Raw genomic sequence first — 23,506 nt, 5'->3', positions numbered from 1 at the left:
ATCATGCCTCGCTACATCGCAAGCCGTTTCCTGCAGGCACTGCTGGTCTTGGTCGGCGCGACCTTCGTCATCTTCGTCATCACCTTCGCCTTGCCGGGCGACCCCGTGCAGGCACTGGCCGGGGAGCGGGCGGCCGACCCGGCGTTCGCGGCGGCGATCAAGGCCCGCTACCACCTCGACGAGCCGCTCCTGCAGCAGTACGGAAGGTTCCTGTCCGGGATGGTCCACGGCGATCTCGGGCAGACCTACAGCGGCCAGGACGTGTCGGAGGTGATCGGCCAGCGGATCGGAGTGAGCGCCCAGCTCGCGGCGTTCGCGCTGGCGTTCCAGATCGTCATCGGGATCAGCGGCGGGATCCTGTCCGCGCTGCGCCGCAACGGCGTCGCCGACGCGGGCGTCCGGATCATCACCCTCGCCGGCCTTTCCGTCCCGTTCTTCGTGACGGCCTTCGTGCTGCAACTCGTGCTCGGTGTGAAGTTCGGCCTGTTGCCCGTGGCCGGCGTCGAGGGCGGCATGCTCAGCTACGTCATGCCCGGGTTCGTGCTGGGGTCGCTGTCCACCGCCTACGTCGCCAGGTTGACCCGTGGGCAACTCGTCGAGACGCTGCGCGCCGACTACGTGCGGATGGCCACGGCCAAGGGCCTGACAAGGGTCAGGGTCGTGGCGCACCACGCGCTGCGCAACAGCCTGATCCCCGTAGTGACCTTCCTCGGCCTGGAGGTCGGAGCACTGCTCAGCGGCGCCGTCATCACCGAGAGCATCTTCAACCTCCCCGGTATGGGCCAGGCCATGGCACGCGCCGTCTACCTGGGGGAACGCACCACGCTCGTCGGTATCGTCACCGTCTTCGTCCTGGTCTACGTCATCGCGAACCTCGTCGTGGACCTGCTGTACGCCGTACTCGACCCGAGGATCCGCTATGCCTGAACTGGTGACGGCCCCCGGGGTCGTCGAGCCGCGAATGATCGCCGACCGGAAGCGACGCGGTCATTGGGGCGCGGTCTGGCGCAGGCTCTCCCGCAGCCCGCTGTTCTACGTGTCGGCCGTCCTGCTGGTGCTCATGGTGGGCATGGCCGTCGTTCCCGCCCTGTTCGCCACGGCCGATCCACACAAATGCGACCTCGGCCAGACGCTCGCCGGCGCGAACGGAAGCCAGTGGCTCGGCAGGGACCTGCAGGGCTGCGACGTCTTCTCGCGCAGTGTCCACGGCGCCCGCGCCAGCCTCGGCATCGGCATCGCCGTCTCCCTTGTGACGGGGCTGCTCGGCGGGGCCATCGGCGCGGCGGCCGGCTACTTCGGCGGTCCGGTCGACGCCGTCCTGTCCAGGATCACCGAGATCTTCCTGGCGATCCCACTGCTGCTGGGGGCGAGCGTCCTGCTGACGCTCTTCGGTTCCGAGGGCAGCGGCGCCCTGACGGTGATCGTGGCCCTGTCGGTGCACGGCTGGCCGCAGGTGGCCCGCATCACCCGCTCGTCGGTGATGGAGACGAAGCAGCAGGACTACATGCTGGCGGCGGCCGCCATCGGCTGCTCCCGGCTGCGGGCCCTGACCCGGCACGTCGTGCCGAACAGCCTCGGGCCCTGGCTGGTGGTCGTGACGACGAACCTCGGCGTGTTCATCACCTATGAGTCGATCATCTCGATGCTCGGGATCGGCCTGCGCCCGCCGACGATCTCCTGGGGGCAGATGATCCACGATGCGCAGGCGCGCTTCCTCGGGGCGCCGCTGCCGGTGCTGGGCCCGGCCCTCTTCCTCAGCCTCACCGTGCTGGCCTTCATCCTTCTCGGCGATGTCGTCCGGGACGCGATCGATCCGCGGATCCACTCATGAAGGGGGCATCATGACCGCCGAACATCTGCTGGAAGTGGACGACCTGCGGGTCGAGTTCAGCACCGAGGGCGGCCCCGTGCCGGTGCTGCGCGGGGTGACCTGGCACGTGGACCCCGGGGAGACGCTCGCGGTCCTCGGGGAGTCCGGCTCGGGCAAGAGCCTGACCGCCCAAGTGATCATGGGGATTCTGGAGAGCCCGCCGGCCAGGGTCGTGGGCGGGAGCGTGCGCTGGGACGGCCGCGAACTGCTCGACCGGCCCGAGGCCGCCAGGCGGGCCGTCCGCGGGGAGAAGATCGGCATGGTCTTCCAGGACTCGCTGTCGGCGCTGAACCCCGTCGTGCGCGTCGGACCGCAGATCGGCGAGACCCTGCGGACCCGGCTCCGCCTCTCCCGCAAGGAGGCCAGGGACCGGGCCCTCGATCTGATGCGGCAGGTCCGCATCCCGGACGCCGAGAAGCGCTACGGCCAGTACCCGCACCACTTCTCCGGCGGCATGCGTCAGCGCGCCGTGATCGCGATGGCGCTCGCGTTGTCCCCGGGCGTGCTGATCGCCGATGAGCCGACGACCGCGCTGGACGCCACCGTGCAGGTGCAGATCCTGCGGTTGCTCCAGACGCTCCAGAAGGAGTCGGGCATGGGGCTGGTGCTGATCACGCACGACTTCGGCGCCGTCGCGTCCATCGCCGACCGGGTGGCGGTGATGTACGCCGGACGCGTGGTGGAGACGGGCGCCGTCCGCGACATCTTCCGCCGGCCCGCCCACCCCTACACCAGGGCGCTGCTCGACGCGGTCCCGCGCGCCGACCGCCGCGCCGGACGGCTCGCCGCGCTGCCCGGGCAACCTCCGGTGCTCAAGCGGGGTGCGGTCGGTTGCCCCTTCCGCTTCCGCTGCTCGCTCGCCGAGGCCGTCTGCGCCGAGCGGGAGCCCACGCTCAGCGAGCACGTGCCCGGCCGGTGGAGTGCCTGTCATCTTGGAAAGGACGTGATCGCCGGTGCTGTCCGAGCCCATTCTTGAGGTCACCGATCTCACCCGCCACTACGCGTCAGGCGCCCGGTGGCCCTTCGGCGGGGCATCATGGGTCCGCGCGGTGGACGGGGTGTCCTTCACCCTGGGCGAGCGGGAGACGCTCGGTCTCGTCGGTGAGTCCGGCTGCGGGAAGTCCACGCTCGGCCGGATGCTCGTCGCCCTCGATCGGCCCACGTCGGGGACCATCAAGTACCGGGGCGATGACATCCACCGCCTCAGCCGGGCCGGTCTGAAGGCGCTGCGGCGCAGGATCCAGATCGTCCTGCAGGATCCGTACACCAGCCTCGACCCGCGAATGACGGTCGGCGACATCGTCGCGGAGCCCCTGGTCGTGCACGGCGAGGGGACGCCGGCCGAACGCCGGAGGCGTACGGGGGAGCTCTTCGAGCTGATCGGCCTCAACCCCGACCATGCGAACCGCTACCCGCACGAGTTCTCGGGGGGCCAGCGGCAGCGCATCGGCATCGCCCGCGCGCTCGCGCTGGGGCCCGAGCTCATCATCTGCGACGAGCCCGTCTCGGCGCTGGACGTCTCCATCCAGGCGCAGGTTCTCAATCTGCTGGCCGATCTGCAGGAGCGGCTGAGCCTGTCGTACGTCTTCATCGCGCACGACCTGACCGTCGTCCGGCAGATCAGCCACCGGGTGGCCGTGATGTACCTGGGGAAGGTCGTCGAAGTGGGACCGGAGGACGCGGTCTACGGCCGGCCCCGGCATCCGTACACCCAGGCGTTGCTGTCGGCCGCGCCTCCCACCGATCCCGATCTGGCGCGGGGCCAGGACGTCATCATGCTGGAAGGCGATCCCCCCAGCCCGATCGCGCCGCCGAGCGGCTGCCGGTTCCGTACCCGCTGCTGGAAGGCGGCGGAGAAGTGCGCCGCGGACGAGCCGATGCTGGTGGCGGATGAGGAGGCGCACGATGTCGCCTGCCATTTCGCCCCTCCTGCCTCCCTCAATTCTTTCTGAGTGCTGTACTCTGAACACAGAACCTAGAACACAGGAGGACATGTGACTGAGTCGCTGAACGATCGGCAGTTCGCCGTGCGGGCCTCCCGGGTACTCGACCCGGCAAGCGGTGAGTACTACGAGAACGCGAGCGTCGTCGTCGCCGATGGCCGGATCGTGGCCGTCGTGGACACACCGCCCTCAGACGCCGAAGTCGTCGACCTGGGCGGGCTGACCCTGATGCCCGGGCTCATCGACTGCCACACGCACATGCTGCTGCGCCCCGAGGACCAGGTATGGCCACCGGCGATCCTGTTCAAGACGCAGGTCTACCGGGTGATCGAGGGCGTGGCGGCGACCGAGCGCGCTCTGCGCATCGGCTTCACCAGCGCCCGGGACACCGACAACGAGCAGGTGTGGCACGGCGACACCGCGCTCCGGGACGCCGTCGAGGCCGGCATCATCCCTGGCCCGCGGATGGAGGTCGCCTCGGACGGCATCTCCATCACCGGCGGTGACATGCGCATCGACGACAAGGTGAACCCCGAGCTCGGCCTCCCCGACGTCGCCGGGATGGTGGACACCCGCGACGAGCTGATCAAGGAGGTGCGCCGGCAGATCAAGATCGGCGCCGACTGGGTCAAGATCTACGCGACCAGCACCCGCAAGGACGTCGAGCCGGAAGAGCTGGAGCCGCTGCACCAGTTCACCGTGGAGGACATCGCCGCCGTCGTCGCCGAGGCCAAGCGGTACCGGCGCGACGTGGCGGCGCACGCCTACGGCAAGGACGGCGCCCAGGCCGCGATCCGCGGCGGCGTGCGCACCCTGGAACACGGCCCTCTGCTCACCGAAGAGGACCTGCAGACCATGCTCGAGTTCGGCACCTTCTGGGTCCCGACGATGGGCACGTACTACAAGCGCCAGCACACCGAGTTCGACCGGCGTTTCGTCAAGCGGCACGAGGGCGCCTTCAAGCGCGGCCTCGAACTGGGCATCAAGATCGCGTTCGGCACCGACGTCGGGTCCTTCCCGCACGGCGAGCAGATGGACGAGTTCAGCCTGATGGTGCAGTACGGCATGTCGCCGCTGGACGCGATCAGGTCGGCCACCGTGGTGGCGGCCGAGGTGCTGCGCAAGGAAGGGAAGATCGGCACACTCGCGGCCGACGCCCACGCGGACCTCATCGCCGTGGACGGAGACCCGGTGAACGACATCGAGTCGCTCAAGCGGGTGGGCTTCGTGATGAAGGGCGGCCTCGTCCACCGGGACGACGCCGGCGCGACCGAGCAGACGCCCGAGCTCCGCTGGCAGCCGGCACGGTGAACGAACTGGTGGTCTACGCGGGGCGGCTGCGCGCGCACGCGTGGGCGCGCGAACTCCGCCCCGCGTGGCTGCTCGTCCGGGACGGGCGCTTCGCCGAGATCGCCCCCGGCGACGACAGGCCCGGAGACTGGCCCGCCGACTGTCCCCACCTGGATCTCGTCGACGCGGTGGTGTTCCCCGGGCTGGTGGACTCCCACGTCCACCTGACCGAGCCCGGCGACGGCACCGAACCGGTCCTCCGCGGCGTCGCCGAGAACGTGGAGCTGGGCGTCGCGAACGCGCGGACCGCGCTGCGCGCGGGCGTCACGACCGTCGCGGACTGCGGCGGCCCTCCCGAGGCCGTGTTCGCGGTGCGCGCCAAGGCCGCGGAGCTGCCCGACTGCGCCAGAGTGCTCGTGGCCGCCGCACCGATCACCAAGGTGGGCGGCCACTCCTGGCGCTACGGCGGCGAAGTGCGCGACGCGGCGGACCTGGGAGAGCTGGTGGGGCGGTTCGCCGCGGCCGGCGCCGACTTCATCAAGGTCATGGCCTCCGGTGGCGGAACGCCCGGCGCACCGCCGTGGGAACCGGGCTTCGACGAGGACGCCCTGCGCACGGCGGTCGAGACGGCCGCGTCGAACGGCCTCCCCCTGAAGGTCCACTGCCTGTCGGCCAGTTCGATGCGGACCGCCGTCGCTGCCGGCGCCACTCTCATCGAACACGGGAAGTTCCGCAACGCCGCCGAGGACGGCCGTGGCTTCGACCCGGCCGTCGCGGACCTGCTCGCGCGGTCGGGCACCGTCGTCTGCCCGACCCTGTCCGTGGGCCATCACGTGCTCGCCGCCCCGCCCGAGGCATCCGGGGAAGCGGGTGCGTTGTGGGGACGGCGGCACCCGCACGACCTCGACGACTTCCGCCGACTGGTCGAGAGCGGTGTCAGCGTGGTGAGCGGCACGGACGCGGGCTGGCGGTTCACGCCGTTCGACGCGCTGCCGGGCGAGCTGCGGATGATGGCCGACGGCGCGTTGACGAAGAGGCAGGCGCTGGCCGCAGCGACCACGGACGCGGCCGCCGCGCTCGGCAAGGGTGATCTCCTCGGTCGGATCGCCCCCGGGTACCTGGCGGACTTCGTCGCGGCCGACACCGACCCGGTCGACGACCTCACCGCGCTGGACCGCCCCCTCGCCGTCGTACGCGATGGGCATGTGGTGCGGTAAAGCCGCCCACCTCGGCGGCCGCGGCGCTGACGGAGGCTGAGTGCGGCCGGCCCGGCCGCGCTCAGCCGGGCGCTCCCTCCGTTTCGGCCCGACGATCGCTCCCAAGCAGCACATTCCGTCCCAGACAGAGGAATGGAAGGCACGTCATGAAAAGACGCGGATTCTTGGCGACCGGCGGGGTCGGAGCGATCGCCGTCTCCACCGGAGCAGCAGGCCTACCGGACGGCGACGGCATCCGGGTACGAGAGATGGGCAGCTATCACGTCGGCGGCAAATCGATCACCCTGACCGGTGCCGATTCCAGAGACGCATACGTCAGCGAGGGGCGGGCGCCGTTCCGTGTGGACCCGAACGGGGACTTCGAGACCGGTCAGGTCTACGTCCAGTACGTGCGCCTCGTACGGCCCCGCAGCCCCTTTCCGCTGCTGATGTGGCACGGCGGCGGCCTGTCCGGTGCCTGTTTCGAGAGCACGCCGGACGGCCGGGCGGGATGGCAGCAACGCTTTCTCGCCAGTGGCCACGACGTCTACCTGGCGGACGGATTCGGCGCCGGGCGCGCGTCGTGGCAACGCTATCCAGAGGTCTCCGAGGCGGAGCCATTGTTCCGCACGAAGAAGCAGCTCTGGGAGCTGTTCCGAATCGGTCCCGCCGACTCGTACGCCACTGCCCCGGACATGCGGAGGCCGTACGCCGACATTCGGTTCCCCGTCGCCGACTTCGAGATGCTCGTCAAGCAGGCGGTGCCACGCTTTCGCACTTATGACGATTCTACCCAGGCCGGCTACGACGCGCTGATCGCGAAGGTCGGGCCGAGCGTGATCCTCACCCACAGCGCCGCAGGGCCGCTCGGCTTCGCCGCGACCATCACAGCGCCCGACCGCGTGCGTGCCCACGTCGCGATCGAGCCATCGGGCGCCCCCGATCCATCGACCGTGGACATCGACCGGCTTCGCCGGATCCCCCACCTGATCATCTGGGGAGACCATCTCGACGCCGACAAGTCGTGGGGCGAGCTGTACTCATCGACCCGGCGCTTCCACGACGCACTGCGCAGGGCCGGTGGACGGTCGACCTGGATCGACCTGCCTGCTACGGGTCAGCGCGGAAACTCCCACATGATCATGATGGACGGCAACTCCAACCAGGTGGCCCATCTGATCGACTCCTGGCTGAAGAAACATGTGTCCTCCGTCGCCGAGTGACGATTCGGAAGCTGCGCTGCTGCCCCCAGTTGCGCCTTCTCCGCCCAATCAGGAGTCTCCTGGGGTTGCGATGTGTGGGTGGTACATACCGACTTCTCCCTGAGACCCTGGCCGAGTACGCCGCCTACCAGGCCCAGGTGATTACCCTCAACGCCGGTCGTGAGGTAGTGCTGGCTCGGTGCGCCGAGCTGCGCCCCCAAAGTGCCCGAGCTGCCGCCCTGCGCTGGTGCGCGCAGCGTGACCGCTCACCACAGACCACCGTGCACGCACACCTCGGGGAGGCCGCTGCGCAGGCTGCACCACCACATCAGCGTGCTGATCCGTCCGCGGTTCGAGCTCTCAAGCGAGATCTGGATGCGGACATCAAGGTCCGCGGATTCGGTGAGGTCACGGGCCTCCTCCTCGTATCTCAGAGGAGGTTCATGCAGGTCGTGGGAACCCAGCCCTTGATCGTCTTGTACGTGATGTGGTCCCACCGGTTGTCGCCGTCCGCTTTGGTCTTGCATGAGCCCGTGTAGACGTACTTGCCGCCGTACCTGTACTCATCGGAGCAGACCTTCTCCCCCTTCGGCAGGACGCCGAGGGCCGTGGCCGTGAGGTTCGGGGTGGCGCGGATCTTGATGGCGTCTTTCGCCTGCATGTAGTACTTGCACGATGCTGTGGTAGCGGTCGACGGGGTGGTGGTTGGAGTCGCGGAGGCGGAGCCGGAGAGCCCGAGACCTGCGACCGTGAACGTGGAGGCGGCTGCTCCGGCCAGAAAAACCTTCTTCATGCGGGAGCTTTTCCTTCCCAGTGGGTTGCCGTCGCGCTGCTGACGGCCACGAGAGCCGTCGCTGCAAGGCAATGCGGTGGTTCAAGACAGTCGGGTTGCAAGAAAGATCGTCCGATTATCAGGGGGCACGGCAACCGCAGGAGATGGGCGTTTGTTCGATTAGGTGTGAGTGCCCGTCGCGCTCGCCCCAAACTCGGCCAGGCTCGACCAAACAACAACATTTCCGGCAGTCGAAGCGACCACGGCTTGACCCAACACCTATAGGAAGTCTGCGCAATGGCCGCCGCGAATGCGACCGCGGCATCGCCCCATGTGCAACCTGGTGATGGCCGGCTGCTGGCAGCGGCACTCAGAAGGAGGCCCCCTGTCACCGCTGTCAGTGAATCGGCCATCACGGCACCGGTACTCACTCGGGATCTAGCGCATCGGAGCCTGGTCGCTCGATCGCGGCATTCCGGACGTCCGGAAAGAGGAAGGACGTTACGCTCCGTCCATGTTTCAGAGCAGCCCCCTGCCGGACGGACCTGGAATCACTGATCTGGACGTCGTCACCGTGCGCGACCAAACCTGGGTCGTGTGTGCCACCTTCGACGGAAAGGCGTGGCTGTGGGACCCGTCCTCTGACCGCTGGACCCATCCATCACTCCCACCGGCCTACGAGGACTACCCGGACGCTGAACCCGACTTGTTCTACGTGGCGGCCGGGGTTCACCGGGGCCGGATGATCCTCGCCGGCGGCAGCGAACATCATGGCCTGGCCGCCTGGGACCTCGACAACGGTGCGGTGCTGCGGACGTCCTCCCTTGACGAGGACGATCGTGCGCTGTGGTCGGTGACCTCCTTCGAGGTGGACGGGCAACTGTGGTTCGCCTGCGGTGGCGACTACAACTGGCAGGTCAGCCTGTGGGGGCCTTCCGGTGGTGAACTGATGGAGTTGGACAACTCCGACAGGGACGCCATTCTCTCCCTGGTCGGTGGACAACTGGATCACCGCACGGTACTGGCGGCGGGCGGCTTCGATGCCATGGTCGCTCTGTGGGACCTGCCTTCGCGAGAGCGGATCGCCACCTTCTCCCACGTTGAAGGCATAGGGGTGCGCGGCTTGGCTCTGACCTCTCTCGGCCGTCGTCCGGTGGTGGTCGGCGGCGACGACCGCGGCGACCTGTACGTGTGGGACGCGGACGGTTCGCTCGTGACGATCCTGAACTGCCATGACGTGGGCATCATGAGCGTGGACGCCACTGTCGCCGACGGCCGTACCACCGCGGTCACCGCCGCCGAAGACGGAACCGTGCGCACCTGGGATCTGGCCGAGGGCCGCCAATGCGACGAGGTCCTCGTCAGCGGCAAGGCACAGGTCCTGATCACCCGGTTCGGTGGCCGCCAGGTTGCCGTGGCCGGTGACAGGGGGGAGGGAATCATCCGGTGCTGGTACCTGTCGTGAGTCCTGCGGGGGACAGCGGTTCTCCTCCGGCCACAGCGCCGCACAACGTACTCGAGTGCCCGCTCCAGCCCACGCGCGTCTCCGGAACGCGGTCTACCCAACACCAACAGCGCCCATTCCGGTTGATCATTACGGGACAACCTGAACAGGTGATCCAACGGGTTCATCGTGCGGAGGTGCGCCCGGCGGCGCCGATGCTCTGGCGCACCTCCACGTGCTGTCGACGATCGGTGGTCAGGCGGGTGCGTTGAGGATGTTGTTGGTGAAGTGGCGGCCCCAGTGCGGGCGGGCGGCGTCGAGGTCGTACACGTTGTATTCCTCGGCGAGATCCCAGGATGTCAACACCTGTCCGCTTTTGCGTTCGACGTTGGAGTCGGTGGCCAAGGCGGTGATGACGCGGCCGATAGAGCGGGGGGTTTCTGAGGCCAGGAAGTGCGGGTCGCGCTCGCCGGCGTCGCGCCAGTTGGCCTCGGAGACGCCGAACCCGTCGAGCATGGCTTCCGAGCGCAGGAATCCGGGGGTGACGGCGAGGGCGGTGATGCCGTGCTCGCGCAGTTCCGCGTCCTGGGCCAGTGCCAGGCGGTTGACGGCGGTCTTGACCAGGTCGTAGGCGAGGTTCCCGCGGTAGTGGGCGCCGTCGCCGTCGGTCACCTCGACGATGAGGCCACCGCGGTGTTCCAGCATGAGTGGTACCGCGTGCTGACTGATGATCAGATGCGTGAGAACGGCGCGTTCTCACAGCGCCTGGACCCTGCCCAGGTCGAGCTCCCAGAACGGGGTCCCCCACTCGGTGAGCGGGTCGCCGCCCCACACATCGTTGACCAGCAGGTCCAGGCGACCGTGATCGGCGCGCACCCGCTCGATGACGGCAGCGACGTCGTCCGGGCGGGTGTGGTCGCAGCGGATCGCGATGCCGGTGCCACCGGCGTTGGTGACCAGTTCGGCGGTGTCCTCGATCGTCTCGGGGCGGTCGAGGTCGGATCTGGCGGTGCGCGTGGATCGGCCGGTGACGTAGACGGTGGCGCCGGCGACGAGTGCGACCTGTCCGGCAAGGGGTGGCGTCATGGGTGGTGTCTTCCTTCGCGGATCGGGTGGGTCAATGACCGAGCGGCTCGTCCACGAGCACCACGCGGACGCGGCCCTCTTCGATGTCGCCGTGCAACGTCAGGACCTTGGGGACCGTGCTGCCCATGCCGTTGGCCGAGCGGGCCCGCGCGTCCTCCAGCGGCAGGCTGTACCGGTCGGGTCGCGGTGCGCCCCCCCCCGCAGGATTTGCGAGAGTCTCAGTCGACTGTGGGGCAGAACACCGACTTGAGGGTGTTGGTGACGCGCGTCGACATGGTCAGGCGCTCGGTGTCGTCCATGGCCAGGGTGGCGGACACGGCGAACTGCAGGCGGCCGTCGGAGGAGGTGTAGGTCGCGGCGACATAGCCGGGAGCGGCGCCTCCGCCGCCTGCGGCGAACTCGGGATCGCCGGCGCACGGGCCACCCGGAGTCGGCGCGGGCCGGCCGGGCGCCGGGTCGGTGATCACCTTGCTGAGCGATTCCGGCAGGAGCCTGCCCTGGCGGAAGGCGCGCTGGTAGATGCTCATGTCATGTGCAGTGGACACCACGCCGCCGGCGCCGAGCGCGGTGGTGACGTTCTGGTGGTCCACATCGGTCATCGTGCCCGTCGCGTCCGGAGCGTAGCCGTGCCCGTGCGGGCCCTTGATGCCTTGGGACACCTTTGTGGGCAGGTAGGTGTCGCGCATCCCGAGCGGTGTGTAGAGCCTGCGGTTGAGTTCGGCCGCCAGTGGCCGCCCGGCGAACCTCTCGATGATCATGCCGAGCAGGATGTAGTTGGTGTTGGAGTAGTTGAAGGTCCCGACCTCGACGGGACGAGGCCTCTTGCGGGAGGCCGCCAGCAGTTCGGTCGGGCGGTAGGCACGCGTGGTGTTCGAGGTGTCCGGGCCGATGAACTCAGGGATGCCCGAGGTCAGCTGGATGAGGTTGCGCACCGTGATCTCGTCGGCCTGCTCCACCAGATCCTTGTCCGCCACCTCCGGCAGGACCACGCTGAGCCTGTCGTCCAGGCTCAGCCTGCCCTCCCTGATCATTTGCAGGACGACGGTGGCGGTCATGCTCTTGGTCTGAGAGCCGATCCGGTAGCGGGCGGTCGACGGGATCGCGCCGCCCTTGCCGCCGAGCAGACGGGACCCGGCCGACCCCTTCCCGACCCGCTTGCCGTCCACGTACACCTCGCCGATGGCGCCCACCACATCGCCCGTTCCCACCAGGCCTTCCAACGCCTTTTGCACGTCCCCGACCTGCACTCGGGCGGATTTGTTAGAGGCACTGGCAGGCGCGATCGGGCTCAGCAGCAGGGTGGCGCACGCCATCGAGGCCACACCGGTCGATATTGCTCGACGCGAGATCATGAGGGCTCCTTCTCGCAGCTCGGAGTGAAGATGTCGAGCAATTTCTAGCCAGAGCAATGTTTCTTCGGCGTTGCCATCTGCCCCCTTCGGATGGCGGACAGACTTCGCAGGCGGTCCGCGAGATGCGCGAGTCGCGGGGACCCGGTGGACGGCATCGGTCAACGAAGGACGCCCGGCGAGCGTTTCTGGCTTCTCCCGGTCCGATCGCCTGACGAACGGCCTGGCCGCCAGGGCCGGCCGTTCGGGGGATCTCCTTATGGTCCTGGCTCCGGTAAGGACGACGCCTCGACGTCGCGGGCGTGAGCTCAGGTGTTCACCGTCACTTGGCAGGGCACAGGACGGCCTCGGCCGCCTTACTGATGAGCTCGTGGATACGCGGGTCGGCGTTGTCGACGGCCAGCGTGGCCGACATGGCGAACTGGATCCGCCCGTCGCGCGAGTTGTAGGTGGTGGAGTTGAAGCCGGGTGCGCTGCCCGCGACCGTTCCGAATGCGGGATCGCCTCCACAGAGGGGCGTGGGATTCTGCGGGGCGCCGGGCGGCAAGAGTTCGTCCTGGAGCTCCTTGGGCAGCAGCCGGTTCGCGGCAAACGCCCGCTGGAAGGTGCTGAGGTCGTGGGCGGTGGAGATCACGCCGCCGGCGGCGTATCCGTAGCTCACGTTGAACCGGTCGAAGTCGTGGAGCCTGCCCTTCTCATCCGGATAGTAGCCGTGCCCGTGCGGTCCCTCGACCGCGCCGGGGAACCCGGTCCGCAGGTGGCTGCGGGTCATCTCGAGCGGTTCGAAGATCCGCTGGTCGAACTCGGCGGCCACGGTGTGCCTGGTGGTCCGCTCGATGATCAGGCCGAGGAGCATGTAGTTGGTGTTGGAGTAGGAGAACTTCTCACCCGGCTCCTGCGACCGCGGCACGCTACGCGACCTTCGTACCAGTTCCATGGGCGAGTAGCGGGTGGTGAAGTCGAAGAAGGGCACGAGCTTGGGGTCGAACCAGTCCGGGATGCCCGAGGTGTGCTGGATGAGCTGGCGCAGGGTGATCTCGTCGGAACGCTCGACCAGATCCTTGCCGGCCGCCTCCGGCAGCAGATCGCTCAGCTTGGCATCGAGCGAGAGCTTGCCCTCTTGGACGAGCTGCATGATGACCACGCCGGTCATCTGCTTGGTCTGGGAGCCGGCGCGGTAGCGCGATCCGTCCGGGATACGGCCGCCCTTGCCATCGATCAGCCTCGTCCCCGCCGATCCCCGACCGACGCGTTCGCCGTCCACGTACACCTCGCCGACGGCCCCGACCACCTCAGGACTGGAGGCCAGCACCTCCAGCGCCTCCTGCACGTCTCCGAACTCCTCTTGCTCGGCGTGGACGGCCGGAACCGCACTGCTCACCGCCACGAACGCCGCACAGACCACAGCGGCCATGCCTCTTATCATCAGTATCCCTTCCTCTGCGAGGTGGTCGCCCCCATGGGTAGACCAGCGGCTGTTTCCCCCCTGTTGACAGTGGGCGTTGCGGTGTCAGCTGCTCCTCGCGGCCTTGGCGCCATCACTGCCCGCCTTCGGGCCAGCGCCTGGCCGGGCTCGTCCTTGAGCGGCGAGACAGTGCGTGGACCGCCCGCCGCCGTCGCCGCGGAATGGGATTACGCCGACGTCATGTGCATCTTGGTTCGATCGGCGCGCTACTGGATCTTGTTGCGGGCACGATGCCCTAACTCGGCCGCCGGCGCGCCTCACATCCGGTCACGCCCGCCGCGTCCCATCGATCCCGGTGGTCCCCGGCCCGCGACCGGTCGTGCGGGTCATTCGACGACGCACACGCCGCGATCACCGCCCGGTACGGGGACGTGATCGGCAAGCGGCAGATCGAGGACCAGGTGGTCGCGGTCGCCGTCGACATCGAGGCCTCCTACGCCGCCCGCGTCCCCGAGCCGCGCACCGCCGAGGACCTACTGGTGCTCCAGGCCGATGGGAAGGGCGTGGTCATGCAGCCCGGGACGCTACGCCCGCCGATCACCTCGGCACGGCGGACCGCGATCGACCACGCCTGCTCCGAGGCCGTCAGCACACCCCGCTCAACGAGCTCCGCCGACCCGCCGTCCATGCCCCAACCCCACTGTTGTGCACACGACTACAGACGAAGCTCGACCGTAGTGCACACCGGTACAGAACAGCACGACGATCCGAACTTCTCTGCAAATCACCCCGAAGCCCCAGGACTCCGCCCTGTGGGATGGGCGCGGTCGATGAGTCCTCCGACGTCCAGGCCGTTCTCGACGGCTCGCCCGCCTATACGGCCGTGATGACCACCTTGGCGCGGCCGGCCCGCAAGGGGCTCGCGACACGTTGGCGCGAAGAGCGCGGGTTCGTGTACTCCGCGAGCGTTGACGAGGCAGGTCACACGGCCGCCGCGATGCACGAGTTGCCGGCCCGCCGCAGCGACCGCGCCGCGGTGCTCGCCCGGTTCGTGTCCGAACTCGCCCCCCGGGGACGAGGCGCTGTTGCAGAGCCTGCTCCGCGGCGCTGGCGCCGATGTCGGCGAAACCCCCGACCGCCGTTGGGGGAAGCCGCACCTGGGCAGGGTGAGCCCACCAACTTCTACTCCCGAGACCACCCTGATCGCCGAGGGCGGCCCGGGGTACGGGACCATCGGCGCCTCACTCATCCGACCACCGTCCTGCTGATCCTGATCGCCTATCAGACGAGGCGGGTGTGCGGGCGGGACTACGCGCGCCGCCCGCCCGCATCCGACGAGCGGATCGGTGCCGCGCTTCCAGCGACGGTCGGATGACCGCGTCGTGGATCCGCCGCTCGTGCGTGACCGGGTGCGCGTCGGCTTTGAGGCTGTACTGCGAGGCTGTCTTCTCCGCCCAGGTTTGGACAGGAATTCTCGCCTATCGGCAGACGGTTCCGGCAGAGGGAAGCCAGCCCGAGATCAGATAGTCGTCGATGCGGGACGTGGCGCAGGACGTCCTGAGATAGGAACTGTGCCCGTTCCCGCCGTTCTCGTCGTTCACCAGGAGCCCGGACCCTTGGATGTGGGACGACAGGCTGCGCGCCCACGACAGCGGGGTCGCGGGGTCGTGGGTGTTGCCGACCATGAGCACCGGTGGGACGCCATCTGGGCGTCGCCGTTCTCGGCCTGGACGATGCCGTTGGCCAGGCCGTTGCCGTACGCAGCAGCATCGCCGCCTGGACGCCGGGACCGCCGGGATTGAAGAACAGCGTGCCGAGACGCTCCCCCGTGGCCTTGCGGCGCACGACGGACAACTTGATCTTGCGGCCGGCCGGAGCGGCCCAGTCGAGCGGAACCTCGACGGCGCCGCACTCGGCTCGCTGCTCACCGCAAGGCTGCCAGGAGATCGGCGGCGGCACATGGGCGGGCACGGCTGCGGGGGGCAACGCCAGCAAGAGCGCCGAGAGTGCGTTGACCATGCTGCTCGCGTACGGGATCGGCCGCCTCGATCGAAAGGCCTATCCGGCTCGCCCGTCCGACCGATTTTGGGATGAGGTCCTCCAGTTCGAGGTCTTCGACGATGAGGGCGCGAGTCTCGGCAGAAAATGCGTGGACAGTACTGTGCCGTCTTTGCTGCAATCGCCCCGTGCAATTGTGGACGGTGCAGCACAGGGCGGTCCTCGACTCGCTGGAGACCGACGGTGAGCTGGTCGGCGACTGGGCCCGCCTGTCGGTCGCGTCGTACCGGCCGGTGTATGACGCGATGGTGGCGGAGATGGCCCAGCGCGGCCTCGACTGCCGGGGACGCCCGCCAATGTGGGCGTGGCTCGGTCCCGATACCCGCGACAACGCGGTAGCCGTGACGGCCGAGATCCTTCTCTGCCCCGAGACCGACGACGAGTACGCCCGTTACGTCGTCCTGGACCTGGACGTGCCGGACGAGATGGTCTTGGTGAGCTCGTACGGACGCTGGAACGACTTCATGAAGGCGATCCTGCTGGGCGGAGAGCCGGCGACCATGGACTGGTCGATCGACCGGGAGGAGCCCGCCGGTGTGCAGGCGTGCCTGCCGCGCGTGCCAGCCGGTTACGTGCTCGGCGCCCGCCCCTTGGAACCGTTCGACCCGGAGCAGGAATAGGACGAGGCCTCCTGACTTCGCCGCCGTTGACCCGCGCGGCGTCGGTCACGGCTCTCTCGTGAGCGGGCAGCCCAGCCGCCCCGGACGCCGTTCCGCAGTCCGGGCATCCGGCCATGTCCGTGGTGGTCCTGGCCGTGATCCTCACCGAGGCCCCCCGAACGACGCACTTGGTCAACATGCACGCATGCCAGGTGTGGGAAAACACCCATCGCGCCCACCTGGTGACACCGTTCGGTCCGCCCACGGCGGCCAGGGACAGCAGCCTGGCCCACACCTGGGCCGGCGCGTTGTCGCGGAATCTCGGCGACAGCACCGACGACCAGGTGGAGGTGGTGGTTGGGATCGAGACCGGCTGCGGCCAGAGGGTGCGGGCGCCGGTGGCAGCCGACAGCGACGCCGCTGAGGCCATCCAGGTCGTCACCCGTGTTCACAAGACGCTGGTCTGGAACGCACCCGGCACATCCAACGACTGCGGCACGCGCTGCGCGACCACTTCCCCGCCGCACTGGAGGCGTTCACCGAGCCGGCCGGGACCGGCACCCTGGAACTCTCGGCCAAGGCCCCGACCCTGGGAGGGCGCCGTGACGCACGAGAGCGGAGAACTCGACTGAGGTTCAGCAAGTGCCCCAGAGGCCGAATTCGACTGAGAATTGCGTTTCCTTGGGAAAGTGATTCTCTCGCGATATGTACGTTTGCCCTATGAGCCGTAGCGTGAACAGTAGGACACCTGAGGGGTGAGCCTGCGGCGAGCCGACGTGGCATGCGAGGCGCTGAAGGGAGGTCGGCATGCCTGAGGTGGAGTCGTATGAGCTGGGAGAACCGAACTGGGTCGAGGTGAGCAGCCCGGACGTCCAGGTCTCGAAGAGATTCTACGGCGGCCTGCTCGGCTGGTCCTCCTACGACGTCACCGACGCGTTCGTGGGCGACTTCAGCATCTTCACGCTCGGCGACGCCACCGGTCCGGAGACCGCCGGGCTGACCCGCATGGCTGATGACACCATCACCGCTACCTGGACATGCTACTTCAATGTCCAGAACGCGTCAGCGGCCGCTGAGAGGGTCCGCCAAGCGGGCGGCCTGGTCTACATGGAGGCCACCGATGTCGCGCATCTGGGGCGGGTAGCTTTGGCGGCCGACCCCCAGGGCGCGGAATTCGGCCTCTGGCAGCCCTACGCGTTCGCGGGCTGCGGCGTGGTCGGCGAACTGAACACGGTGAGCAAGGTGGGGTTGGTCACCCGAGACCCCATCGCCGCCCAGCGCTTCTATGGCCATGTCCTGGGATGGAAGGAACCGGCCGTATATCAGGGCATGGTCGTCGAGTCCGTCTACGAGTGGGAGATCGTCGGTCGGCTGTTCCCCTTCATGCTGCTCGCCAACGAGGAACTGCTGGGCGAGGGCCTGCGGGCATACTGGCTGCCCTACGTCGTCGTCGCCGATTGCGACGCGTCCCTCGCCGAGGCCGTGGTGCTGGGCGGGTCCGTGAACATACCGCTCACCCAGTCGATGTTCGGGCCGAGCGCGATCATCAAGGACCCGACGTCCGCGCGGCTGGGCCTTCTTCAGCAGCGCTCATGAACCGTCACACTGGTGATCGTGCGGCGTCGGCTGCCGCAGCCGGGTCTTTGCGGCGATCCGCGCGGTCGTCCGGGCCACGCCGGGGCCGCTGTGCCGGCGGACCAGGCTCAGCGCGAAGTCGTACATGGCGCTGAAGGCCGCCGTCGTCACCCCCCGTGTCGGTGACGACGAGGTGTTCGGGCCGGACGCCGGTGTCCGGGCTGCGCCGGGCCAACTCGCCGGCGAAGAGCCAGGCCGTCGTTGCGCGGCGCTGGCTCAGCAGAGAGCGCCGTTCAGCACGGTCGGCCTGCCACGGAGAAAGGTGGCGGTGACGAGGCCGGGCAGCACGAGCCCGGAGAAGGGGCTGTTGCGGCTGAGCGAGGCAGATGCCTTGGGATCGACGGTGGTGTGGCGGCCGGGGTCGACCAACGACAGGTTCGCAGGCTGGTCCACAGCGATCCGGCGCCCGTGCCCCGGTAGGCGGCCGATGGCGGCGGGACGGAACGACATGCGGTCGGCGACGCCCGCCCAGTCCAGCAGCCCCGTGTCCACCATGGTGTGCTGGACGACGGACAGCGCCGTCTCCAGGCCGATCATTCCCAGGGCGGCGGTCGTCCAGTCACGGCATTTGTCCGAGCGAGGGTGCGGGGCGTGGTCGGTGGCGACGCAGTCGATGGTGCCGTCCGCGAGTGCCTGGCGCAAGGCCAGGACGTCGGCCTGGGTGCGCAGCGGCGGGTTCACCTTGTAGACCGGGTCGCCGGAGCGCACCAGTTCATCGGTGAGCAGGAGATGGTGCGGTGTCACCTCGGCGGTGACCGGCCACCCCCGCGCCTTGGCCCACCGAACGATGGCCGCGGAGCCTGCCGTGGAGAGATGGCAGACATGGAGTCGGGCGCCGGTGTGGGCCGCCAGCAGGACGTCCCGGATGATGATCGTCTCTTCGGCGACCGAGGGCCAGCCGGGCAGCCCCAGGTCGCGGGCCACTTCGCCCTCGTTCATCTGGGCGCCCTCGGTGAGGCGGGGTTCCTGGGCATGTTGCGCGACGACGCCGCCGAACTCGCGCACGATCTGCAGGGCGCGTCGCATGATCCGGGCGTCGTGCACGCATTTGCCGTCATCGGAGAAGACCCGGACGCCTGCGGACGATCCGGCCATCGCGGCGAGGTCGGCGAGGCGGTCGCCTTCGAGGCCGAGGGTGACCGCGCCGACCGGACGGACGTCGCAGTAGCCGTAGTCCGCGCCGGTCCGCGCGACCTTCTCGACGAGGGCCGCGGTGTCGGCCACGGGTTGGGTGTTGGCCATGGCGTGCACGGCGGTGAAGCCGCCGAGGGCGGCTGCGCGGGTGCCGGTGGCGATCGTCTCGGCGTCCTCGCGTCCCGGCTCGCGCAGGTGGGTGTGGAGGTCGACCAGACCGGGCAGCAGAACCTGTCCGCCGGCTTCGACGACCTCGGCACCGCCGGACGGAAGGCCGGTCCCGACGGCCGCGATGCGGGGGCCTTGGATGAGCACGTCCTGACGGGGGCCACCGAGGATCCGTGCGTCGCGGATGAGGATGTCAGCCATCGTCCCGGACCCCGCGGCGCAGCGCGAACACCGGGCCGTCGGCGCAGATCAGCGGGCTTTCGTCGGCGGCCGTCCGATCCGCTGTCGCGCAGCCGTGGCAGTAGCCGAGCCCGCAGGCCATGTGGGCCTCCAGCGACACCTGGACCTGGGCTCCCCAGCCGTCGGCCAGCCGCGCGCACAGATCGGTCAACCGCTCGGAGCCGCAGGTGAAGATCTGCTGTGGCGGTGTGCGGTCCAGCGCCCGGCGCAGGCGCACGGCCAGAGCGTCCGGCGCGCTGTCCCCATGCCGGTCGGTGACCTCGATCAGGCGCCGGACGCCGAGATCGCGGTAGTCGCCGGTGCCGACCAGCGCGGCGGGAGTGCGCCCGCTGACCACGGCGGTGACCTCGACGCCGTCACGGAGGGCGTCCTCGGCCGAGGTCATCAGCGAGCAGACGCCGATACCGCGTCCCACCAGGAGGAGCCGGGTGGTGCCGGGTGCAGGCGCGAACCCCACGCCCAGAGGCCCGACGAGCTGGATGCGGGCACCGACCTCGGTGCGGGTCAGCGCGTGGGTGCCGGCACCCTGCACGCCGTAGACGATGTCGACGCACCCGGTATCGGGGAAGCGGCGGTGGATCGCCATCGGCCGTGGCAGCACCGCCCGCGTGCCGGTCGTGTCCGGGACGGTGACCATGACGAACTGTCCCGCGCCGGCGCCGGCCGCGATCGTCGGGGCCTTCAACCGCATCCGGTGGTAGCGGTCGCCGACCGGGTGGTGCGCGACGACTTCGGCATGGTCCCAGGTCGGGGCCGCCGGTTCGGTGCGTGTGAGCAGGACGAGCCGCCGGTCACCGGGGGCGGTCAAGCGTCGCTCCCTGGACGAGGCGTGGCGAGCGTCCGGTCCAGCCCCAGGAGTGCGGCCAGGAGCACGCGCGTTCCCGTGGCCAGGTCCGCAGGGTCGGTCCACTCATCGGGGGTGTGGCTGAGCCCGTCTCTGCTCGGCACGAAGATCATGCCGGTCGGAACGATGGTGTTGATCGCCTGGCTGTCGTGGCTGGCACCGCTGGTCAGGACGGTGTGACCGACCCCCAGGCCGGTGCAGGCCGCACCGATCGCGTCGGCGATCCAGACCGGCAGGACGACCGGGGACGCATCGGCCAGTTCTTCGGCGCGCAGCCCGATCCCGCGCCGCTCGCACAGTTCCCGTGACCGGGTGACGAACTCCGCGGCGGTCTCCCGCTGCCGGTCGCTGTCGATGTCGCGGATGTCGACCGCCATCGTCACCTCGCCCGGGATGGTGGTGATCGATCCCGGCGTGACCGTGAGCCTGCCGACGGTGGCGCGGGTCCCGTGGTGGCGCGGGTCGTTGGCCAGCCGCTCGGCGAGCAGGATGCACTCGGCGGCGGCGGCGAGGGCGTCCGCCCGTCGCCACATGGGCGTTCCGCCGGTGTGGGAGGCACGTCCGGTCAGGGTGAGCTGGAGCCGGGTGCTGCCAGAGATCGTGTCGACCACCCCGACGGGCATCCCCAGGCTCTCAAGTACATTGCCCTGTTCGATGTGCAGTTCGATGAAGGCGCTCCACTCGGCGGGGTCCCAGTGGGCGTCTTCGACGCGCGCGGGGTCGAGCCCGGCCTGCTCCATGGCCTGGCCCAGTGTGATGCCCGACCTGTCGCGCAGCATGTCCAGGTCTCGTACGCCGGTGAGGCCGGCGACGATGCGGCTGCCGATGCACGCCTGCCCGAACCGGGCGCCTTCCTCGGTGGCGAAGGCGACGAAGCGGATCGGGCGGGTGTGCGCCACGTCGCGCTCGGCGAGGATCCGCGCAACCTCCATCGCAGCGGCGACACCGGCGATGCCGTCGAAGCACCCGGCGCCGGGCACGGTGTCCAGGTGCGAACCCGTCCCGATCGCCCCCATCTCGTCGCCGGATCCTCCCGCCCGCTCGGCGTAGGTGTTGCCCGCCGGATCGGTCCAGACGCGCATACCGAGGGACCGCATGTGCCCCGCGAAGATCTCGTGCGCCTGGCGTTCGAGCAGGGTGTAGCCCGGCCGTGTGACTCCCGGACCCTTCTCGGAGAGAGCGGCGAACGCCTCGATGAGCCCCGCGAGGCGCTCCGGGTCGACCTGCTCGGCCAGCCCGTGGACGTCCGGCGCGGTGCTGGGCGCCTTGGTGTCAACGCTCATTGGCCTGCTGCCCTGACTGGACGGGCTCGTCCGGCGCCGGCTCGGCCCCGTCCACAAGGGCAAGGTAAGGAACCGACACATCAGGGGTCGCGCCGGGCGGGCCGACGACCGCCGTGATGCCCACGAGTTCCGCCTGGTGCGTCGTCACGGCCGAGTGCATCGCACTCGGCAGCAGCGGGCGGACCGGGTTGGTGAACATCAACACGACCCGGCGGCCCCGAACCAGTCCGGCGTCGATCTCGATGACGCCCTCCTCAAGGTAGAAGGGCACCGCACGGATTCCCAACTCCCGCGCGACGATGTGCGCCAGCACGGCATCGCTGCGATCGCTGAAGGTGAGCAGTACTTCGGGATCGAGCGCGCGCACCACGTCGGCCATCGCGCGGCCGACCGTTTCCATCGCCTCCGCGGAGCGGCTCGGGTCCAGCGCCCACCCGATCCCGTTGCCCGGCGCATCGATGAGGCGGCGTGCGGCTGCGATCAACTCGGGGGAAGAGTGCGTCTTGGTCATGGTCGGTCTCCTGCGGTCGATACGGCCAGTTCCTCTTCTGTCAGCAGTGCCGTCCGGGGCGCGTCCGTGCCACCGCTGACCGTGCGCCCCCGGCCGAAGGGGGCCAGCAGGGCCAGTACGGAGACGACGTGGACACCCTTTTCCGCCAAAGCCGTCACCCATGCCTGGATCTGGGTGTCGCTGGCCGTTGACGTGACCACCAAGGCGACGGACTGACCAGGGGCCAGGAATTCGTCGCCCTGTGGCGGGCTGTTCCCATCGGCTTCGCCCTCGCCGTCCGGCTCCGGACCGGCTGAGGCAGGCCGGGTCGTGATGTTCAGCGGGAGGCCGGTGTGCAAGGAGAGGGCCGTGGCGAGGACGGCGGCCCCCCATCCTGCGGCGACCAGCCGGCTTGCCTCACGGGGCACCTGGGCTGCGAGATCGGCCGCGACCCTGCGCAGGATGGAGGGCCGGTTCAGTGCGGCGGACTCCCTGAACTCCGACACGTCGCGCAGCGGCCCCCGGTAGGGGACGGCGATCGCGACGATGTCTGCGAGCAACTCGGCACGGCGGCGGCCGTCCCCTGATGAGGGGGCGTGGGCTGGACGGCCTTCGGTCATTGGCTACGCCCTCCTGTGTCATTGGCGGCGCCCGCTGGTTCATTGCCCGCCGTCGCTCCGGCGGCCGTCATGTCCGTTCCACCGGATTCCGTTCCGCCTCGCGCGTCATCGGGAAGGTCCGGGAACCCTCCCGTGTGGCCGAGTTCCTCGGAGAGGGAGCTCGCCGTCCTCAGCACCACCTCCGTCGCCCGGGTGCGCTGGATGGGGTCGCGCATGCGGCTGCCCGCAGCGGCGACCGTCACGCTGGAGACGACCTGAGCCGTTGAGGAGAACACCGGTGCAGCGACCGCCCACACGTTCTCGTCCAACTCGTTCTCGCAGATGTCGTAGCCCCGCGCCCGGACCTGGGCGAGATGGGCTATCACCTGGTCGGGGGTGCGCAGGGTGCCGGCGGTGAACGCGGCCAGGTCGCGCTCACGGAAGATCGTCTCGACCGCCTCGGTGGGCAGGTAGGCCAGGATGCTGCGGGCCGAGGCCGCCGCATGCAACGGCATCTCCTGTCCCACCTGGACGAACAGCCGCAGCGGATGAGAGGCGTCGACCAACGCGACGCAGACCGCCTGCAGCCCGATCAGCTCGGTGAGGAAGACGGTCTCGCCGCTCTCCCGCGCCGCCCTCAGCAGCGGGGCCGGCGGAGTGACCAGCGTCCCGCGCGCCCCTGAAGAGGCCGCGACCAGTTCGGTGGCCGCCGGCCCGAGGAAGTACCGGCGGTTGGTGGGGGACCTGGTGACGTAGCGGTCCTCGCTGAGGGAGGCCAGCACGCGGTGCAGGCTGCCGACCGGGATCTCCAGCTCCTCGTGGAGCTGTTGCAAGGTCATCCCCTGCTGGCTCGCCGACAGCGTTTTGATCACCCTTAGCGCGCGATTGAGAACCTGCAT

General features: G+C 69.3%; 25 protein-coding genes. 13 read left to right on the top strand and 12 right to left on the bottom strand.

The features are described 5' to 3' along the window. Nucleotides 1-3: 3 nt before the first annotated feature. From ACQEU6_RS24825 to ACQEU6_RS24795, 7 genes are all read left to right on the top strand, one after another. Nucleotides 4-927 (top strand): ABC transporter permease, encoded by a 924-nt coding sequence (locus ACQEU6_RS24825; RefSeq protein WP_499335391.1) that lies wholly within the window; start codon nucleotides 4-6, stop codon nucleotides 925-927. After that, nucleotides 920-1,831, top strand: a complete 912-nt coding sequence (locus ACQEU6_RS24820) for an ABC transporter permease (protein ID WP_499335389.1) — start codon at nucleotides 920-922, stop codon at nucleotides 1,829-1,831. The genes ACQEU6_RS24825 and ACQEU6_RS24820 overlap by 8 nt, the downstream gene beginning before the upstream one ends. Nucleotides 1,832-1,841: 10 nt before the next feature. Then, the gene (locus tag ACQEU6_RS24815) at nucleotides 1,842-2,846 is read left to right on the top strand and encodes an ABC transporter ATP-binding protein (RefSeq protein ID WP_499335388.1); all 1,005 of its coding nucleotides are present in this window, start codon (nucleotides 1,842-1,844) and stop codon (nucleotides 2,844-2,846) included. Beyond that, nucleotides 2,824-3,822: an ABC transporter ATP-binding protein gene (locus tag ACQEU6_RS24810; RefSeq protein ID WP_499335387.1), complete on the top strand. Its 999-nt coding sequence runs from the start codon at nucleotides 2,824-2,826 to the stop codon at nucleotides 3,820-3,822. Before ACQEU6_RS24815 ends, ACQEU6_RS24810 begins: the two co-directional genes overlap by 23 nt. 42 nt (nucleotides 3,823-3,864) lie before the next feature. After that, a complete protein-coding gene (locus ACQEU6_RS24805; protein ID WP_499335385.1) occupies nucleotides 3,865-5,124 on the top strand; it encodes a metal-dependent hydrolase family protein in 1,260 nt (419 codons plus the stop codon). Continuing rightward, nucleotides 5,121-6,320 (top strand): amidohydrolase family protein, encoded by a 1,200-nt coding sequence (locus ACQEU6_RS24800; protein WP_499335383.1) that lies wholly within the window; start codon nucleotides 5,121-5,123, stop codon nucleotides 6,318-6,320. The genes ACQEU6_RS24805 and ACQEU6_RS24800 overlap by 4 nt, the downstream gene beginning before the upstream one ends. A gap of 146 nt (nucleotides 6,321-6,466) precedes the next feature. Beyond that, the gene (locus tag ACQEU6_RS24795) at nucleotides 6,467-7,522 is read left to right on the top strand and encodes an alpha/beta hydrolase (protein WP_499335381.1); all 1,056 of its coding nucleotides are present in this window, start codon (nucleotides 6,467-6,469) and stop codon (nucleotides 7,520-7,522) included. Nucleotides 7,523-7,931: 409 nt separating this feature from the next. Here ACQEU6_RS24795 and ACQEU6_RS24790 read toward each other — a convergent pair whose 3' ends face one another. Beyond that, complete coding sequence (locus ACQEU6_RS24790; RefSeq protein WP_499335378.1) at nucleotides 7,932-8,294, bottom strand: SH3 domain-containing protein; 363 nt, start codon at nucleotides 8,292-8,294, stop codon at nucleotides 7,932-7,934. A gap of 493 nt (nucleotides 8,295-8,787) precedes the next feature. On the opposite strand from ACQEU6_RS24790, the gene ACQEU6_RS24785 reads away from it, so the two are divergent. Then, nucleotides 8,788-9,738 (top strand): WD40 repeat domain-containing protein, encoded by a 951-nt coding sequence (locus ACQEU6_RS24785; protein WP_499335377.1) that lies wholly within the window; start codon nucleotides 8,788-8,790, stop codon nucleotides 9,736-9,738. A 234-nt stretch (nucleotides 9,739-9,972) separates the two neighbouring features. Here ACQEU6_RS24785 and ACQEU6_RS24780 read toward each other — a convergent pair whose 3' ends face one another. The 4 genes from ACQEU6_RS24780 to ACQEU6_RS24765 form a co-directional block, all read right to left on the bottom strand. Beyond that, nucleotides 9,973-10,446 (bottom strand): SDR family NAD(P)-dependent oxidoreductase, encoded by a 474-nt coding sequence (locus tag ACQEU6_RS24780; protein WP_499340340.1) that lies wholly within the window; start codon nucleotides 10,444-10,446, stop codon nucleotides 9,973-9,975. A gap of 27 nt (nucleotides 10,447-10,473) precedes the next feature. Next, nucleotides 10,474-10,803, bottom strand: coding sequence for a hypothetical protein (locus tag ACQEU6_RS24775; protein ID WP_499335375.1), 330 nt, complete (start codon nucleotides 10,801-10,803; stop codon nucleotides 10,474-10,476). Nucleotides 10,804-11,021: 218 nt separating this feature from the next. Next, entirely contained in the window at nucleotides 11,022-12,116 is a 1,095-nt protein-coding gene (locus tag ACQEU6_RS24770; RefSeq protein WP_499340338.1) for a serine hydrolase domain-containing protein, read from the bottom strand. Nucleotides 12,117-12,474: 358 nt separating this feature from the next. Continuing rightward, nucleotides 12,475-13,566: a serine hydrolase domain-containing protein gene (locus ACQEU6_RS24765; RefSeq protein ID WP_499335374.1), complete on the bottom strand. Its 1,092-nt coding sequence runs from the start codon at nucleotides 13,564-13,566 to the stop codon at nucleotides 12,475-12,477. 808 nt (nucleotides 13,567-14,374) lie between these two features. Here ACQEU6_RS24765 and ACQEU6_RS24760 point away from each other — a divergent pair. Further along, nucleotides 14,375-14,932, top strand: a complete 558-nt coding sequence (locus ACQEU6_RS24760; protein WP_499335372.1) for a BlaI/MecI/CopY family transcriptional regulator — start codon at nucleotides 14,375-14,377, stop codon at nucleotides 14,930-14,932. Between the two features lie 103 nt (nucleotides 14,933-15,035). On the opposite strand, the gene ACQEU6_RS24755 is transcribed toward ACQEU6_RS24760, so the two are convergent. Beyond that, nucleotides 15,036-15,356, bottom strand: coding sequence for an alpha/beta hydrolase (locus tag ACQEU6_RS24755; protein ID WP_499340336.1), 321 nt, complete (start codon nucleotides 15,354-15,356; stop codon nucleotides 15,036-15,038). On the opposite strand from ACQEU6_RS24755, the gene ACQEU6_RS24750 reads away from it, so the two are divergent. The 4 genes from ACQEU6_RS24750 (at nucleotide 15,251) to ACQEU6_RS24735 (ending at nucleotide 17,810) form a co-directional block, all read left to right on the top strand. After that, entirely contained in the window at nucleotides 15,251-15,802 is a 552-nt protein-coding gene (locus ACQEU6_RS24750; RefSeq protein WP_499340603.1) for a hypothetical protein, read from the top strand. The two genes, ACQEU6_RS24755 and ACQEU6_RS24750, sit on opposite strands and share 106 nt — an antisense overlap. After that, entirely contained in the window at nucleotides 15,759-16,235 is a 477-nt protein-coding gene (locus ACQEU6_RS24745) for a hypothetical protein (protein ID WP_499335370.1), read from the top strand. The genes ACQEU6_RS24750 and ACQEU6_RS24745 overlap by 44 nt, the downstream gene beginning before the upstream one ends. A 113-nt stretch (nucleotides 16,236-16,348) precedes the next feature. After that, on the top strand, nucleotides 16,349-16,846 hold the full coding sequence (locus ACQEU6_RS24740; RefSeq protein WP_499335368.1) for a hypothetical protein: 498 nt from the start codon (nucleotides 16,349-16,351) through the stop codon (nucleotides 16,844-16,846). Nucleotides 16,847-17,021: 175 nt separating this feature from the next. Further along, a complete protein-coding gene (locus ACQEU6_RS24735; RefSeq protein ID WP_499335366.1) occupies nucleotides 17,022-17,810 on the top strand; it encodes a VOC family protein in 789 nt (262 codons plus the stop codon). 255 nt (nucleotides 17,811-18,065) lie between these two features. On the opposite strand, the gene ACQEU6_RS24730 is transcribed toward ACQEU6_RS24735, so the two are convergent. Genes ACQEU6_RS24730 through ACQEU6_RS24705 form a run of 6 tightly spaced genes read right to left on the bottom strand, consistent with a single transcriptional unit; the run spans nucleotide 18,066 to nucleotide 23,506 of the window. Next, nucleotides 18,066-19,352 (bottom strand): dihydroorotase, encoded by a 1,287-nt coding sequence (locus tag ACQEU6_RS24730; RefSeq protein ID WP_499335365.1) that lies wholly within the window; start codon nucleotides 19,350-19,352, stop codon nucleotides 18,066-18,068. After that, the gene (locus ACQEU6_RS24725; protein ID WP_499335363.1) at nucleotides 19,345-20,199 is read right to left on the bottom strand and encodes an iron-sulfur cluster-binding protein; all 855 of its coding nucleotides are present in this window, start codon (nucleotides 20,197-20,199) and stop codon (nucleotides 19,345-19,347) included. Before ACQEU6_RS24725 ends, ACQEU6_RS24730 begins: the two co-directional genes overlap by 8 nt. Next, a complete protein-coding gene (locus ACQEU6_RS24720; protein ID WP_499335362.1) occupies nucleotides 20,196-21,518 on the bottom strand; it encodes a Zn-dependent hydrolase in 1,323 nt (440 codons plus the stop codon). The genes ACQEU6_RS24725 and ACQEU6_RS24720 overlap by 4 nt, the downstream gene beginning before the upstream one ends. Further along, nucleotides 21,508-22,029, bottom strand: a complete 522-nt coding sequence (locus ACQEU6_RS24715; RefSeq protein ID WP_499335361.1) for a hypothetical protein — start codon at nucleotides 22,027-22,029, stop codon at nucleotides 21,508-21,510. Before ACQEU6_RS24715 ends, ACQEU6_RS24720 begins: the two co-directional genes overlap by 11 nt. After that, nucleotides 22,026-22,628, bottom strand: a complete 603-nt coding sequence (locus tag ACQEU6_RS24710) for a hypothetical protein (RefSeq protein WP_499335359.1) — start codon at nucleotides 22,626-22,628, stop codon at nucleotides 22,026-22,028. The genes ACQEU6_RS24715 and ACQEU6_RS24710 overlap by 4 nt, the downstream gene beginning before the upstream one ends. Next, nucleotides 22,625-23,506, bottom strand: coding sequence for an IclR family transcriptional regulator (locus ACQEU6_RS24705; RefSeq protein WP_499335357.1), 882 nt, complete (start codon nucleotides 23,504-23,506; stop codon nucleotides 22,625-22,627). Before ACQEU6_RS24705 ends, ACQEU6_RS24710 begins: the two co-directional genes overlap by 4 nt.

This window comes from Spirillospora sp. CA-108201 (genome assembly GCF_050936235.1).
In the GTDB taxonomy this organism is placed as follows: domain Bacteria; phylum Actinomycetota; class Actinomycetes; order Streptosporangiales; family Streptosporangiaceae; genus Spirillospora.
This window is presented reverse-complemented; position numbering and strand designations above follow the sequence as displayed.